The 13,113-nt window shown below is 71.4% G+C and carries 13 protein-coding genes and 1 pseudogene; 2 read left to right on the forward strand and 12 right to left on the reverse strand.

The genetic code is table 11. The features are described from left to right. Positions 1-167: 167 nt before the first annotated feature. The 3 genes from R3E98_21505 to R3E98_21515 form a co-directional block, all read right to left on the reverse strand. Positions 168-668: a methanogen output domain 1-containing protein gene (locus R3E98_21505; protein ID MEZ4425987.1), complete on the reverse strand. Its 501-nt coding sequence runs from the start codon at positions 666-668 to the stop codon at positions 168-170. 239 nt (positions 669-907) lie between these two features. Further along, positions 908-1,237 (reverse strand): TfoX/Sxy family protein, encoded by a 330-nt coding sequence (locus R3E98_21510; protein ID MEZ4425988.1) that lies wholly within the window; start codon positions 1,235-1,237, stop codon positions 908-910. After that, on the reverse strand, positions 1,227-3,506 hold the full coding sequence (locus R3E98_21515) for a heavy metal translocating P-type ATPase (protein MEZ4425989.1): 2,280 nt from the start codon (positions 3,504-3,506) through the stop codon (positions 1,227-1,229). Before R3E98_21515 ends, R3E98_21510 begins: the two co-directional genes overlap by 11 nt. Positions 3,507-3,622: 116 nt before the next feature. Here R3E98_21515 and R3E98_21520 point away from each other — a divergent pair, with 116 nt between their 5' ends. Beyond that, entirely contained in the window at positions 3,623-4,162 is a 540-nt protein-coding gene (locus tag R3E98_21520; GenBank protein MEZ4425990.1) for an adenine phosphoribosyltransferase, read from the forward strand. 62 nt (positions 4,163-4,224) lie between these two features. On the opposite strand, the gene ccoS is transcribed toward R3E98_21520, so the two are convergent. The 8 genes and pseudogenes from ccoS to ccoN all read right to left on the reverse strand — a co-directional run bounded on the left by ccoS (position 4,225) and on the right by ccoN (position 11,130). Next, positions 4,225-4,362: a cbb3-type cytochrome oxidase assembly protein CcoS gene (gene ccoS / locus R3E98_21525; protein ID MEZ4425991.1), complete on the reverse strand. Its 138-nt coding sequence runs from the start codon at positions 4,360-4,362 to the stop codon at positions 4,225-4,227. Then, a complete protein-coding gene (locus tag R3E98_21530) occupies positions 4,359-6,743 on the reverse strand; it encodes a heavy metal translocating P-type ATPase metal-binding domain-containing protein (GenBank protein ID MEZ4425992.1) in 2,385 nt (794 codons plus the stop codon). Before R3E98_21530 ends, ccoS begins: the two co-directional genes overlap by 4 nt. Positions 6,744-6,768: 25 nt before the next feature. Next, entirely contained in the window at positions 6,769-6,957 is a 189-nt protein-coding gene (locus tag R3E98_21535) for a hypothetical protein (GenBank protein ID MEZ4425993.1), read from the reverse strand. Beyond that, the gene (ccoG, locus tag R3E98_21540; protein ID MEZ4425994.1) at positions 6,938-8,284 is read right to left on the reverse strand and encodes a cytochrome c oxidase accessory protein CcoG; all 1,347 of its coding nucleotides are present in this window, start codon (positions 8,282-8,284) and stop codon (positions 6,938-6,940) included. Before ccoG ends, R3E98_21535 begins: the two co-directional genes overlap by 20 nt. A 12-nt stretch (positions 8,285-8,296) precedes the next feature. Next, positions 8,297-8,830, reverse strand: coding sequence for a c-type cytochrome (locus tag R3E98_21545; GenBank protein ID MEZ4425995.1), 534 nt, complete (start codon positions 8,828-8,830; stop codon positions 8,297-8,299). Next, complete coding sequence (locus R3E98_21550; GenBank protein ID MEZ4425996.1) at positions 8,830-9,006, reverse strand: cbb3-type cytochrome c oxidase subunit 3; 177 nt, start codon at positions 9,004-9,006, stop codon at positions 8,830-8,832. Before R3E98_21550 ends, R3E98_21545 begins: the two co-directional genes overlap by 1 nt. Next, a complete protein-coding gene (ccoO, locus tag R3E98_21555) occupies positions 9,003-9,740 on the reverse strand; it encodes a cytochrome-c oxidase, cbb3-type subunit II (protein ID MEZ4425997.1) in 738 nt (245 codons plus the stop codon). Before ccoO ends, R3E98_21550 begins: the two co-directional genes overlap by 4 nt. A gap of 82 nt (positions 9,741-9,822) precedes the next feature. After that, positions 9,823-11,130 (reverse strand): annotated as a pseudogene (gene ccoN, locus R3E98_21560) (cytochrome-c oxidase, cbb3-type subunit I). Between the two features lie 219 nt (positions 11,131-11,349). On the opposite strand from ccoN, the gene R3E98_21565 reads away from it, so the two are divergent. Continuing rightward, complete coding sequence (locus R3E98_21565; GenBank protein ID MEZ4425998.1) at positions 11,350-12,855, forward strand: protoglobin domain-containing protein; 1,506 nt, start codon at positions 11,350-11,352, stop codon at positions 12,853-12,855. Positions 12,856-12,865: 10 nt separating this feature from the next. Here R3E98_21565 and R3E98_21570 read toward each other — a convergent pair. Next, on the reverse strand, positions 12,866-13,113 hold a 248-nt coding region (locus R3E98_21570), incomplete at its 5' end, for a helix-turn-helix domain-containing protein (protein ID MEZ4425999.1).

Raw genomic sequence — 13,113 nt, forward strand, 5'->3', positions numbered from 1 at the left:
GTCTTCCACGGATTCGAACAAACGGTCGCCCGGCTGGAGCGAGAGCGGATCCTGCACGCCGGCCACGGCCAGGACGCGGGCGTCGTCGTCGAGGAGCAGCAGACACGCACCCAGGAAGCGGGCGAGGCGCGTGAGGTCGAGCGGAAGCAACGGTCCGGGCTCCATGGTCACCCCTCGACAGCGGACGCGCCAAAATACTCACGCACCCGGATCCCGTCGGGTGCGGCGCCGGCCTGCAGGAAGATCCGGATCCGGCAGCCGGGCGCGCCCTCGGCGATCGTCTCTTCCAGCTCGACCCGCGCGTACCCCAGGTGGTTGGCCGTGATGGTGCCGAAGACGTTCGACGTCATCATGCAGAGAGAGGGGCGTCCGCGGACATGCGCTCCGAACGGGCAGGTATGATTGCGGAACACCAGCTCGCGCGGGGAGTGTTGCTCCACGGAGAACCCGCCGCCGATGCGGCGCTTGAGCTCGACCAGGACGGCGGCCACCTGGTCCCGATCGAGACGGTCCACCCCCAGCTCCTCGCGGAAGCCCGCGTCCAGCCGAGCACCGACCGCCTCGCCCACGAGCCCGACGTAGCCCACGGCTTCGCCGAGGCCCACGATGTCCTCCAGGGCGCCCGCCAGCTCCCGCAACATCTCCCGAAAGAATTCGTCGCGCTCCACCGTGCCTCCAGTCCGGGGGGTCCGGGCCGCGGCCTGGCGATCGGAAGGCGGGGTCGCCGTTGGAATGCCGTGCCGGACCCGCGGGGGACGGGTGCATGTGTCATCCGGTGAGACCGATGACATGATACGGTGAGCCGCGCAAGGGATGTGCAGGAAGGGCCGGGGCGTGGGTTGCCGCGCGAGGCCCTTTCCACGGAGGGGGAGCCCGGCGGCCGGCCCACGGAGCCTTCTCCACCCCCTTACTTCGGCGGCAGCGTCTCCACGAAGGCCAGCCCCAGTCCCACCCAGCGGGCGAGGGCCTCGTCCGTCTCCAGCCCCGCGGGCGCCACGTACACATACCCCTTGAGCGGCTTCCGTGTGAAGTCCATCTCACGCGCATGCGGGTGCGCCAGTGCCTCCGCATAGCGATCGGGGCCCACCCGCACCATCAGGTCTTCGGTGGCTACGCCACAACACATGTGGCCGGACACCATGAAGGCGATCCCGCCGAACATGCGCTTCTCCACCACATCGTGACGCTCGGCCAGCACGTCGCGGATGCGCTCCGCCAGACCGGGATCAAACGGCACCGGGCCTCCACCGCCGCAGACGGTTCGCGTTGCCCACCACCGTGACCGAGCTGAACGCCATGGCCGCACCGGCGATCATCGGCGACAGCAGGATGCCGAAGAACGGGTAGAGCGCGCCGGCGGCGATGGGGATGGCCAGTGCGTTGTAGATGAAGGCACCGAACAGGTTCTGGCGGACGTTGCGGACCGTGGCGCTGGACAGGGCGAGCGCGTCCGCGACGCCGCCCAACCGGTCGCCGAGCAGCGTGATGTCGGCGGCCTCCATGGCCACGTCCGTGCCCGACCCGATGGCGATGCCCACGTCCGCACGCGCGAGGGCCGGCGCGTCGTTCACCCCGTCCCCCACCATGGCCACGCGCGCACCGGAGCGCTGCAGGGCCTCCACTTCCGCGGCCTTCTGCTCGGGCAGCACGCGTGCCCGGATGCGCTCGATCCCCACCTGCGCCGCCACCGCCCGGGCCACGGCCTGCTGATCGCCGGTGAGCATCACCACCTCGCGACCCGACGCGCGCAGGCGCCGAACCGTCTCGGCCGCATCCGGCTTGATGCGGTCCGCGACCGCGATCAGGCCCAACACGGTGCCGTCGCGCTCGATCACGACGGGCGAACGACCCGCGGCCATCTCCTCCTCCAGAGCGGCACCGAGGGCCGACAGGTCGGCCCCCCCCTCCGCGATCCAATCCGGCGCGCCCACGCGGACCGCGCTCCCGTCGAGGCGCACCTGCACGCCCTTCCCGGGGACCGACCGGAACTCCTCCCCCGTCGCCGGCGCAGCGCCTCGGGTGTGCGCATAGGCTACGATCGCGCGGGCCACGGGATGCTCCGAGCGCGCTTCGGCCGCAGCCGCCAGGCGCAAGACCTCGTCCGCATCCTCGCCCGGCACGGCCTGCACGGTGGTGACGGCGAGCTCGCCGAGCGTGAGCGTGCCGGTCTTGTCCAGCACCACGGTGTCCACGGCGCGTGCGGTCTCCAGCGCTTCTCCGCTCCGGATCAGGATCCCGTGCTCGGCGCCCTTTCCGATCCCGATCATGACCGAGATGGGCGTCGCCAGCCCCAGCGCGCACGGACAGGAGATGACGAGCACCGCCACGGCCACCACGATCGCGTAGTTGAGCCGCGGCTCGGGACCGAGCAGGTACCACAGCACGCCGGACAGCACCGCCAGGGCCACCACGGACGGCACGAACACCGCGGCGATGCGGTCGGCCAGCCGCTGGATGGGCGGCTTGCTGGCCTGGGCCGCGCGCACCCGCTCCACGATGCGGGCGAGCACGGTGTCGGCGCCCACCGCCTCGGCGCGGAAGACCAGGCTGCCCTCGCCGTTGACGGTGCCGCCGACCACGCTGTCGCCGGGCTCCTTGGGCACGGGGAAGCTCTCCCCCGTCACGAGCGCTTCGTCCACGGCGCTCTGCCCGTCCAGCACCGTGCCGTCCACAGGGATGCGCTCACCCGGCCGCACCACGACCCGGTCGCCACGCAGGAGCTCGTCGGCGGGGACGTCCACCTCGCGGCCGTCCCGGAGCACGTGGGCGCGCTCGGGCCGGAGCTCCAGGAGGGCGCGCAGCGCCCGGGACGTGCGCCCGCGGGCCCGGGCCTCCAGCGCCTGGCCCAGCACCACCAGCGTGATCACGACCGCGGCCGCCTCGAAGAACGGGTGCGCCGTCCCCTCCGGGAACAGGCCGGGCGCGGCCACGGCCACCACGGAGTACACGAACGCCGCGCCCGTGCCGAGCGCGATGAGCGTGTCCATGGTGGTCTCGCCCCGGCGGATCTGGGCCCACGCGCGCGTGAAGAAGCCCCCGCCCACCCAGGTCACGATGGGGAGGGTCAGCAGGCCCGCGAGCACCTGTAGGCGCCGGTCGTGCATGAGGTGCTCGAAGCCCGGCACCAACCCGATGTGCCCCAGGACCACCACCGGCAGCCCCAGGACCGCCCCCACGACGAACCGGCGCAACGCCTCGTGCCAGGCGTCGTCCTGCCGGGCCTCCTCGGCTTCCCGGTCCGCCCGGGTCTCGGACGCCGCGGGCCCGCGGGCGTGGGCGGCGTACCCGGCCTTCTCCACGGCGGCGGTGGCCGCACCCTCGTCGAAGGCGTCCGCCTCCACCGTGAGGGACGCGGCCTCGTCCACCAGGTTCACCGAGCATTCCACCACACCGGGCACGCCCGCCAGCGCGCGCTCCACCCGGCCCACGCAGGCCGCGCAGTGCATGCCTTCGATGGCGAGCTCCCGGCGCTCCCGGGGCCGTTCAGGGGTCGTGGTGGTGCTCATGGTGTGTCCTCCTGTGCGCTGCATCCTGGTACCCCCCGGGGTCCTTCGGCCCGCCTCTCGACGGGCACGCGGACGGACCGTATCCTCGCGGGAGACCCTCCCGACAGGACGCCCCGATGCATCACCGTCGCAGCAACCTCGATCTCCCGGGCCTGGTCCGGACCATCCCCGACTACCCGGTCCCGGGCGTGCGCTTCCGGGACATCACGCCGCTCCTGGCGGATCCCCGTGGGCTGCGCGCCGCCGTGGACGAGCTGGTGTGGCCCTTCCTGGACGCCGACCTGACCTACGTGGCCGGCGTCGAGGCGCGCGGCTTCATCCTGGGCGGAGCGGTGGCGCACGTGCTGGGCAAGGGATTCGTCCCGATCCGCAAGAAGGGCAAGCTGCCCTCCAAGGTGATCGGGCAGGAGTACCAGCTCGAGTACGGCGTGGATACGATCGAGATCCACGCGGATGCGATCGGCGAGGGGGACCGTGTCCTGCTGGTGGACGACCTGGTGGCCACCGGGGGGACGGCGCTCGCGGCCGCGGAGCTCATCCGCCGCTCGGGCGGCGAGCTGGTGGCGGCGGCGTTCGTGATGGACCTGCCCCTCCTGGGCGGTGCGGAGCGCCTGGCGAAGGCCGGGGTGGAGGTGCACACGTTGATGGTGTTCTGAGAGCGCGGTCGTCTGCGCGAGCGCGCGGCCGCGTCTCCGGCCCCGTCGAGGCGAGCCTGCCCTCAATCCTCGTGCAGGATCCGCTCGGGCGGGTCGTCCAGGTCGTCGAACTGCCCGTTCTTCACGGCCACGATGAAGAGCACCACGAACACCGCCCCCAGGAAGAGCGCCACCGGCAGGAGGAACACCAGGGCGTTCATGACACGGCCTCGCGCACACGGGCCTCGACCCGGGACGCGCCGTGGATCACCAGCAGGCTGGAGAGCGGCATGAGCACGGCCGCCACGAGCGGGTTGACCAGGCCCACCGCGGCGGCGCTCACCGCGAGCACGTTGTAGGTGATCGATCGGATCTGGTTCAGGCGGATCTGACGCTTCGCGGCCGCCGCCGCCGCCAGCCCGGCCACCAGGGAGCGCAGGGAGCCGTTGGTCACGACGCCGTCGGCCACCAGCACGCTGCTGGCCGCTCCGCCCCCCATGGCCACGCCCACGTCGGCGGCCGCGAGCGCCGGCCCGTCGTTCAGCCCGTCCCCCACGAACAACACGCGGTGTCCCTCTCCGCGGCGGGCCTCGATCCAGGCCACCTTGGCGTCCGGCGCCACCGGCGCCACCACCTCGCCGACGCCCACGCCAGCCGCGATACGCTCCGCCACCTCGGCGCGATCGCCGGACAGCAGCGCGAGGCGGATCCCGCGGGCCGTCAGGCTCCCGGCCGCATCCTTCGAGTCCGCGCGCACCGTATCCGCCATCTGGATGCGCGCGCGCATCGCACCCTCGGCGTTCAGGACCACCTCACCGGGGGCGCCGGCGCGGATCTCCCACGACCGTCCATCCAGGCGACCGCGCACGCCGACGCCGGGCTCCTCCACCACGTCCTCGGCGCGCGCCAGGGGAATGCCGCGGCGCACCGCTTCGTCCACCAGGGCGCGCGCGACGGGATGCACGCTGCCGCGCTCCAGCGCGGCGGCCACGCGCAGCGCTTCGTCGGACGCGTCCACCACCACCAGATCGCCGGCCGTCACCGTCCCCGTCTTGTCCAGCGCGATCAGGTCCACGCCGCCCAGGTCCAGCAGCGCCTCGGGCGAGCGGATCAGCAGGCCGCGGCGCGCGGCCGCACCGAGCCCGGCCGCTGCCGCCAGCGGCCGCGAGAGCGCCAGCGCGCACGGACAGGCGACCACCAGCACGGCCACACAGGCCTCGAGCGCCGGCAGGGCGCCCGCCCACATCCACCACCCGATGAGCGTGCCCGCTGCGACGACCAGCGTCGCCCCCGTGAACCAGGGCGCGATGCGATCGACCGTGGTGCGCGCACCGCGCTGGTCGAGCGCGCCCTTCAGCGCCTCCGCCATGCGGTGCACGACGGTGGAACCGCCGACCGCGTCGACCTCCACCACCACCGAGCCGCTCTCGAGCACGGCGCCGGCCACGACGCGTGCGCCGGCCGCGATGGCCACCGGCGCCGACTCGCCCGTAAGCAGCGCCATGCGCACGCTACCGCGGCCTTCGCGGACCACGCCGTCGGCGGCCACCTCCTCGCCGGTGCCGACCTCGATGCGATCGCCGGGCACGAGCTCCGCGGCGGCGACGCGCTCCAGCCCGGCCGGACCCAGCTTGCGCGCGGTCGCCGGCACGGTGCCCGCCAGCGCCACCGCGGCCTCGGCCGCGCGCCGGCGCGAATGCGACTCCAGGACGCGCCCCATCAGCAGCAGCGCCACCAGCATGGTCAGCGAGTCCAGGTAGGCGTCCACGCCGTGCAGCGTGGCCCATACGCCGTGTCCGTAGAGGACGCCCACGGCCAGGGCGATGGGCACGTCCATGGAGAGCGTGCCGTGGCGGAGACCGGTCCAGGCCCCGGAGAAGAACGGCTCGGCGCACCAGAGTGCCACGGGCGTGGCCAGGAGGAGCGCCGTCCACTGGAACAGCGCGACGAAGCGGGGCTCCATCGTGCCGAGCCACCCGGCGTAGAGCGCCGCCGACACCAGCATGACGTTGAGCGCGGCGAAGACGGCGACCCCCAGGCGGAGCAGCAGACCGCGATCGGCGCGGCGCTCCTCCCCGGGCACGCGGGGCCGGTAGCCCAGTTGGCCGATGCGGCGGGCCAGCGTGCCCAGGTCCACCGCCTCCGGTCGCCAGCGCAGGGTGGCCCGGCCCGTCGCGTAGGATACGGTGGCGCTGACCACGCCGGGCGTGGCCTCGAGCACGCGCTCGGTGACCCACACACACGACGCGCAGCGCAGCCCGTCCACGGCGAGACGCACCTCGCAGGTGCCGTCGGTGGCGCTCGCGACCGGGACACGGTCCCACGCGCCGTCGAGGGCGCCAGGACGCGGTGCGTAGGCCTCCCGCTCCTGGTAGTAGCGCTCCAGGCCCGCGCCCTGGATGATGGCCGCGGCGATCTCGCAGCCGTGACAGCAGAACGCGTCCTCGGAGCCTTCGACCGGCGTGCCGCAGTGGGGACAGCGAGCGACCGGGGAGGGCGCGGCCTCGATCGGAGCGGCCTCGACCGGCGCGGCCTCGACCGGCGCCGCCAGGGCCGACGTGCTGGCCCCCGCGAACCGCACCCGCGCTTCCGTGGGACGCATGGCCCGCGGCTCGAAGGGGCGGAGCCTACCGCGGCCCGTGGACGTACGAGGGCACCACCTCGTCCGCGCCGGTGACCGCGATATAGATGAACGTCGCGTTCACGAGCGCCACGATCAGCAGCCCTACCGCGATGGCGGCCGGCCACAGGTGCTCGCGTCGGAGCTCGATGACGCGCCGCTCGGGCGTGTGCGGATCAGCGTGCTGCGCCGCCATGGATGGCTCCTCCGGTCAGGAAGGTCGTCGGCAGGACCACCTCGTCGCGGTCGCTGCTCACCCGGACCCGGAGCGGCAGGCTGCGCGCGGTGGCGGCGTTCGCGGGGATACGGACCACCAGCGGGAGCGTGCGGCTCTCGCTCGCACCCAGCTCGAGCGGGGGCGCCAGCATCTCGGCACCGTCCACGCCCTCCAGGGCAACCTGATACTGCACGGCGCCCGGCCTCGGATCCTTGTTGGTCACCTCCAGGAGGAAGGTGTTCCGCACGAACCCGTCGGGATCGACCGCGAAGAGCGAGCCGGGTGCCCGATTCACCGCGGCCTCGAAGGGCACGCGGCGGACCATCAGCGTTCCCCCGGCCACGACCAGCGCCGCCAGCAGCCCGGCGTACACGAACGTGCGAGGCCGCCAGCGCCGTACGATCCGTCCCTGCGATTCGGCGACGGAGCCGTAGGCCACCAGCGTCTCGTGGCCCAAGGGCTCCATGACGGTGGTGCAGGCGTCGATGCAGCGGGCGCACTGGATGCACTCGAGCTGGAAGCCGTTGCGGATGTCGATCCCCTGCGGGCAGACCACCACGCACTTGTTGCAGTCGATACAGCGGCCTTCCGTCGCGGCCAGCTTCCCCTTCTCCCGCGGCTCGCCGCGACCCTCGTCGTACGTGACGATCAGGCTCTCTTCGTCCGCCAGGGCGCTCTGGAAGCGCGCGTAGGGACAGAGGTAGCTGCAGAACTGCTCACGGAACCAGGTGAAATCCCAGAACCAGGCGACGGTCACCACCCCCACGAACGCGTAGGCAACCGGACCGGCCCGCCCGGTCCACAGCTCCCGCGCGCCGGCGAAGAGGCTGACCAGCGCCATGGCGATCAGGAAGGAGACCGCCGCGAACAGCGTCCACTTCAGGAGCTTGCGCCAGGCCAGGTCGAAGCTGAGGCCCTGGGCGTCGCGGCGCTTGCGCGTGGTCCGGTCGCCTTCGATCCACAGCTCGATGGGGCGGATCCACGTCTCCAGGAAGACCGTCTGGGGACAGGCGTATCCACACCAGATCCGCCCGAAGATGGCGGTGAAGAAGAACAGCGAGAACGCGAGGAACAGCAGGAGCAGGAGGAGGAAGATCGTGTCGTAGGGCGTGAAGATCTGCCCGAACAGGAAGACCCTCCGCGCCGGGATGTCGATCCGCAGGAGCGGGTAGCCACTCACGGTGATCCACGGGGCCACGAACAACAGCAGGTGGAGGCCCGCGAAGGTCCACCGACGCAAGGTCATGAAGCGACCCTGGATGGACTGGGGATAGACCCACTCGCGTGTATGGCTGAAGCCCAGCATGGCAGTCGGACCCTAGTTCTCGCTCGTGGGAGCGGACTCCTGGGTCACCTCGGGGTTGAGGGAGATGACGTAGGCAGCCACCTGGTTGACCTTCTCCGGCCCCAGCAGGCTGCCCCAGTTGGGCATGCCCTTGTCGAGCACGCCGTTGGCGATGACGTGCAGGATGGAATCGACCTGTGCGCCGTGGATCCATTCCTCGTCCACGAGGTTCGGTCCGATCCCGCCCTCCAGCGCCATCCCGTGGCAGACGAAGCAGTTGGTCTGGAAGACCTGCTCGCCCGCCGCGATCGCGTCCGGCGTCATCGCGAACGTCGCGATCCCCTGGGCCTGCGCCGGCCAGCGCGCTTCGGCCGCGGCCATCTCGGCCGCCAGCTTCTTCTCGGCCGAGCGCTCGGCGATGAAGTGGTAGTGGATCCCGTAGGCCGCCGCCCAGACGATGGTGAACCAGAACAGGCCCAGCCACCAATCCGGGAGGGGGTTGTCGTACTCGTCGATGCCGTCCGCCTCGTCCGTATGGCCGAGCAGGCGGTTGGTGTCCTTGGCCACTACTCTCCTCCCTCTTCGAAGGGGATGCGTCCGTACTGTTCCATCAGGCCCCGCCGGGAGGGCGCGTACGCCCACCACGTCCAGGCCAGGAAGACCGCGAAGAAGACGACCGTCATCACGCCCATCAGCCAGCCCAGCTCGATGGAGCGAGCCGCTTCGTGGATCAGCGGGTTCATTGCGCGTCTCCCGCCTGCTCACTGAGCATCCGCCGTCCGTCCACGCCGAGGCGTTGCAGGTACGCGATCAGGGCCACGATCTCGCTGTCCCATGTGGTCTGGGAGCCGGTGGCGGACAGGCGATCCACGACGCCCTGCCCCTGCGCCTGCAGGCTGCCGGAGACGTTGGCGACGTCGGCGTCGGTGTACGGCGTCCCCACGCGCCGGAGCGCGCGCACCGAGGCGGCGACGTCCTCCGGGTCGATGGACCGTTCGTAGAGCCAGGGATACGGTGGCATCACGCTCCCCGGAGACGTGCTGCGCGGGTCGCGCATGTGCTCGAAGTGCCAGGCGTCGGGATACTTCCCGCCGACCCGGTGCAGGTCGGGTCCCATCCGGCGCGATCCGAGCAGGAAGGGTCGGTCGTAGGTGTACTCCACGGCCCGGCTCCATTCGCCGTAGCGGAGCACCTCGGCGCGCATGGGGCGCACCCACTGCGAATGGCAGAGGTAGCAGCCCTCGCGGACGTAGATGTCACGCCCGGCCACTTCCAGGGGCGTGTAGGGCGTGACGCCCTCCGGGGCCTCGGGTCCGTGCGCCGTGAACATGGGCACGATCTCGACGAGCCCGCCGATGGAGATGACCACCGCGGTGACCACCGCAAAGACCGCGCTCCTCCCTTCGAAGATGCGCCGGTGGATCTGTCCGTACGCCTTCTCGGAGTCGCCGTGCGACTGCGTGTGCTTGTCGGCCATGTCGATCTCCTCAGGCCGCCGCCGCGGTCAGACGCGCGCCCTCGGGCGCCGGCCTCCGCACGGTCAGGATGAAGTTGATGCCCATCATGATCGCGCCGATCAGGAACAGCGTCCCGCCGCCGAGGCGCATCCAGTAGAAGGGCTCGAGCCGGTTGACGATGTCCACGAAGATCGGGTGCGCGAGCTGCCCGGTCTCGTTGATGGCACGCCACTGCAGGCCTTCCATCAGACCCGCCGCCCACATGGCCACCGTGTAGAGGACGATCCCGATGGTGGCGAGCCAGAAGTGCTTCGTGGCCCACTCGGGCTTCGCGAGCGGACGGTTGTACAGCCGCGGCACCAGCCAGTAGAGCGTGCCGAAGGTGATCATGCCCACCCACCCGAGCGCGCCCGAGTGCACGTGGCCAACCACCCAGTTGGTGAAGTGCGAGAGGCCGTTCACGGCCCGGATGGACATCATCGGGCCTTCGAAGGTGCTCATGCCGTAGAAGCTCACGGCCACGACCATGAACTTGATGACCGGATCCGACCGCAGCTTGTGCCAGGCGCCACGGAGCGTCAGCAGCCCGTTGAGCATGCCCCCCCAGGAGGGCGCCAGCAGCATGATGCTGAAGACCATGCCGAGCGTCTGCGACCATTCGGGCAGCGACGAGTACAGCAGGTGGTGCGGACCCGCCCAGATGTACAGGAAGACCAGCCCCCAGAAGTGGATGATGGAGAGCCGGTAGCTGTAGACGGGACGCTCCGCGGCCTTGGGCAGGAAGTAGTACATCAGGCCCAGGAACGGCGTGGTCAGGAAGAAGCCCACGGCGTTGTGCCCGTACCACCACTGCACCAGGGCGTCCGTCATCCCGGAGTAGATCGGGTACGACCGGAACAGCGTGGCGGGAACGGCCAGGCTGTTCACGATGTGCAGCACCGCGATGGTGATGACGAAGGACATGTAGAACCAGATCGCCACGTACAGGTGCTGGACCTTACGGATGGCGATGGTCCCGAAGAAGTTCACCGCGAAGGCCACCCAGACGAGCGTCACGGCCACGTCGATGGGCCAGATCAGCTCGGCATATTCCTTCGACTGGGTCATCCCCAGCGGGAAGGTGATGGCCGCCGAGACGATGATGGCCTGCCACCCCCAGAAGTGGACCCGCGACAGCAGGTCGCTCCACATGCGCGTCTTGAGGAGGCGCTGCATCGAGTAGTAGATGCCCGTGAAGCAGATGTTGCCCCCGAACGCGAAGATCACCGCGTTCGTGTGCAGGGGCCGCAGCCGTCCGAAGGAGGTCCAGGGCAGGCCCAGGTTGGCCGGCCACCAGGCGATCTGGAGGGCGATGATGACGCCCACCAGCATGCCCACCACCCCCCAGAGCACGGTGGCCCAGAGGAACATCTTGACGATGTCGTCGTCATAGGACGCCGGTCCGCCCGGAGCGACGGCGTGCGCCGCGCGCGGATCCGATGTCGTGGGGTTGTGTCCCGACATACCATTCCCTGTGTCGCGAGTGCGGGTCGGATACCGGCGCCCCCTTGGGCAGAGCCCATGCCACTGCGCAAGTCATTGGTATAGAACGACATGGAAAAAGAGGACGTCGCGGGAGGGCTTCCGGCTGTGGGATATCGCACAGGCGGGGCGGGCACCCCCGCACAGGCCGAGTTCGAGGAGCTCAAGGAGATGGTGGCCTTCGGGCCGGAGCATGCGACCGTGCTCGCCGAGGCCCTCGAGGACCTGCGGCCCCACCTGCGTGAGGTGGCCGAGGCCTTCTACGCCACCATCCTGGAGGCGCCGCACGCCCGTTCGGTGCTCAAATCCCCAGCTCAGGTCGAACGGCTGAAGGGCACCCTGGTGCGCTGGATCGAGGACGTGCTGGCGGGCCCCCACGACGCCGACTTCCACGGGCGCCAGCGCCGCATCGGCCAGGTGCACGTCATCCACGGGGTCCCGCCCCGCTACGTCTTCGCCACCATGTCGACGCTGCGCGAGGAGCTGCGCAGCCGCCTGGAGGCGGTGCGGGGCTCCGAGCGCGCCCTGGCCTTCGCATCGGCCTTCGACCGGCTGACGTGCGTGGGGCTCGCCACGGTGATGGACACGTACATCGAGACGCGCGAGGAGCGGGAGCTGGACACCCTGCAGGGGCTGCTGGTCTCCAACCTCCCGGCCACGGTGCTCCTGATCGACGCCGAAGGCCTCGTGACGTCGGCCGCCGCGTCCGACACGGGGCTCTTCGAGGGGGAGACGTCGGTGCGCCGTCCCTACCTGGACGTGCTTCCCCGCACCCTGGTGCACGCCGCGCGGCTGGAGGCGCGCGTGGAGCGCGCCCTCGCCACCGGCCACGAGGTGACCCTGCCCCGGGTCGACGTGGAGGAGGATGGACGCGTGCGCAGCTTCCGCATCTCGGTCGTGCCCCTCGACCACCCGCGCGCCCGGGCCCTGGTGCACCTGGCGGACCTCACGGATGTCATCCAGGCGGAGTCCCGCGTGCGGCAGTCGGAGACCCTCGCCCAGCTGGGCGCGTTCTCGGCGGCCGTGGCGCACGAGCTGCGCAACCCGCTGGCCGGGATCTCGGGCGCGCTGCAGGTCATCTCCCGCTCCCTGGACGAGGACGACCGGCGCCGTTCCGTGATGGAGAAGGTGGACGGTCAGCTGCGGCGCCTGGACCGGATGGTCGGCGAGCTGCTGGACCTGGCCCGGCCCACCGAGCCGCGCCTCGCCCAGGTGGAGCTGGGCGATCCGGTCCGTGGCGCGGTGGAGCTCGTGCAGCGGGAGTTCCCCGCCGCCCGCATCGAGGTCGAGGGGGCGGGCGAGGCGCTGGCCGACCCCGATCTCCTGGGTCAGATCCTGCTCAACCTGCTCCAGAACGCCGCCCAGGCGCAGGACGGGGCGGGCCGCGTCCTCGTCCAGATCGACCCCGCCCAGGTCCGCGTGAGCGACGACGGGCCCGGCGTCCCGCCGGCGAACCGACGGCGTATCTTCGATCCCTTCTTCACCACCCGCGTCCGCGGCACGGGCCTCGGTCTGGCGATCTGCCGCCGCGCCGCCCTCAGCATGGGCGCGGACCTGCATCTGACCGACGGACCGCTGGCCGGCGCATCCTTCGTGCTGCGCTGGCCCACCTGACGCCGGCGTCTCAGGCCAGTCCGAACTTCTGCATGCGGTAGCGCAGCGCGTAGCGTGTGATGCCCAGCAGGCGCGCGGCGGCGGACTGGTTGCCCTCCACCCGCGCCAACGCCTGCGCCACCAGGGTCCGCTCCACCTCCTCCAGGTCCACGCCCTCGTCCGGGAGCGTGAAGGCCCCGGCTGCCGCGCTCGGGCTCCCGCTCAACCCTCGGAAGCGGATCTCGGGCGGCAGGTCCTCGGACTCGACGGTCGGGTGAC

The sequence above is a fragment of the Gemmatimonadota bacterium genome, assembly GCA_041390125.1.
Classification (GTDB): Bacteria; Gemmatimonadota; Gemmatimonadetes; order Longimicrobiales; family Gaopeijiaceae; genus JAGQIF01.

Excerpts from the sequence above, each read along its gene's own strand:
- R3E98_21515 (MEZ4425989.1), bottom strand. The coding sequence starts at position 3,506 with ATGAGCACCACCACGACCCCTGAACGGCCCCGGGAGCGCCGGGAGCTC.
- R3E98_21520 (MEZ4425990.1), top strand. The coding sequence starts at position 3,623 with ATGCATCACCGTCGCAGCAACCTCGATCTCCCGGGCCTGGTCCGGACC.
- ccoS (MEZ4425991.1), bottom strand. The coding sequence starts at position 4,362 with ATGAACGCCCTGGTGTTCCTCCTGCCGGTGGCGCTCTTCCTGGGGGCG.
- R3E98_21530 (MEZ4425992.1), bottom strand. The coding sequence starts at position 6,743 with ATGCGTCCCACGGAAGCGCGGGTGCGGTTCGCGGGGGCCAGCACGTCG.
- R3E98_21535 (MEZ4425993.1), bottom strand. The coding sequence starts at position 6,957 with ATGGCGGCGCAGCACGCTGATCCGCACACGCCCGAGCGGCGCGTCATC.
- ccoG (MEZ4425994.1), bottom strand. The coding sequence starts at position 8,284 with ATGCTGGGCTTCAGCCATACACGCGAGTGGGTCTATCCCCAGTCCATC.
- R3E98_21550 (MEZ4425996.1), bottom strand. The coding sequence starts at position 9,006 with ATGAACCCGCTGATCCACGAAGCGGCTCGCTCCATCGAGCTGGGCTGG.
- ccoO (MEZ4425997.1), bottom strand. The coding sequence starts at position 9,740 with ATGGCCGACAAGCACACGCAGTCGCACGGCGACTCCGAGAAGGCGTAC.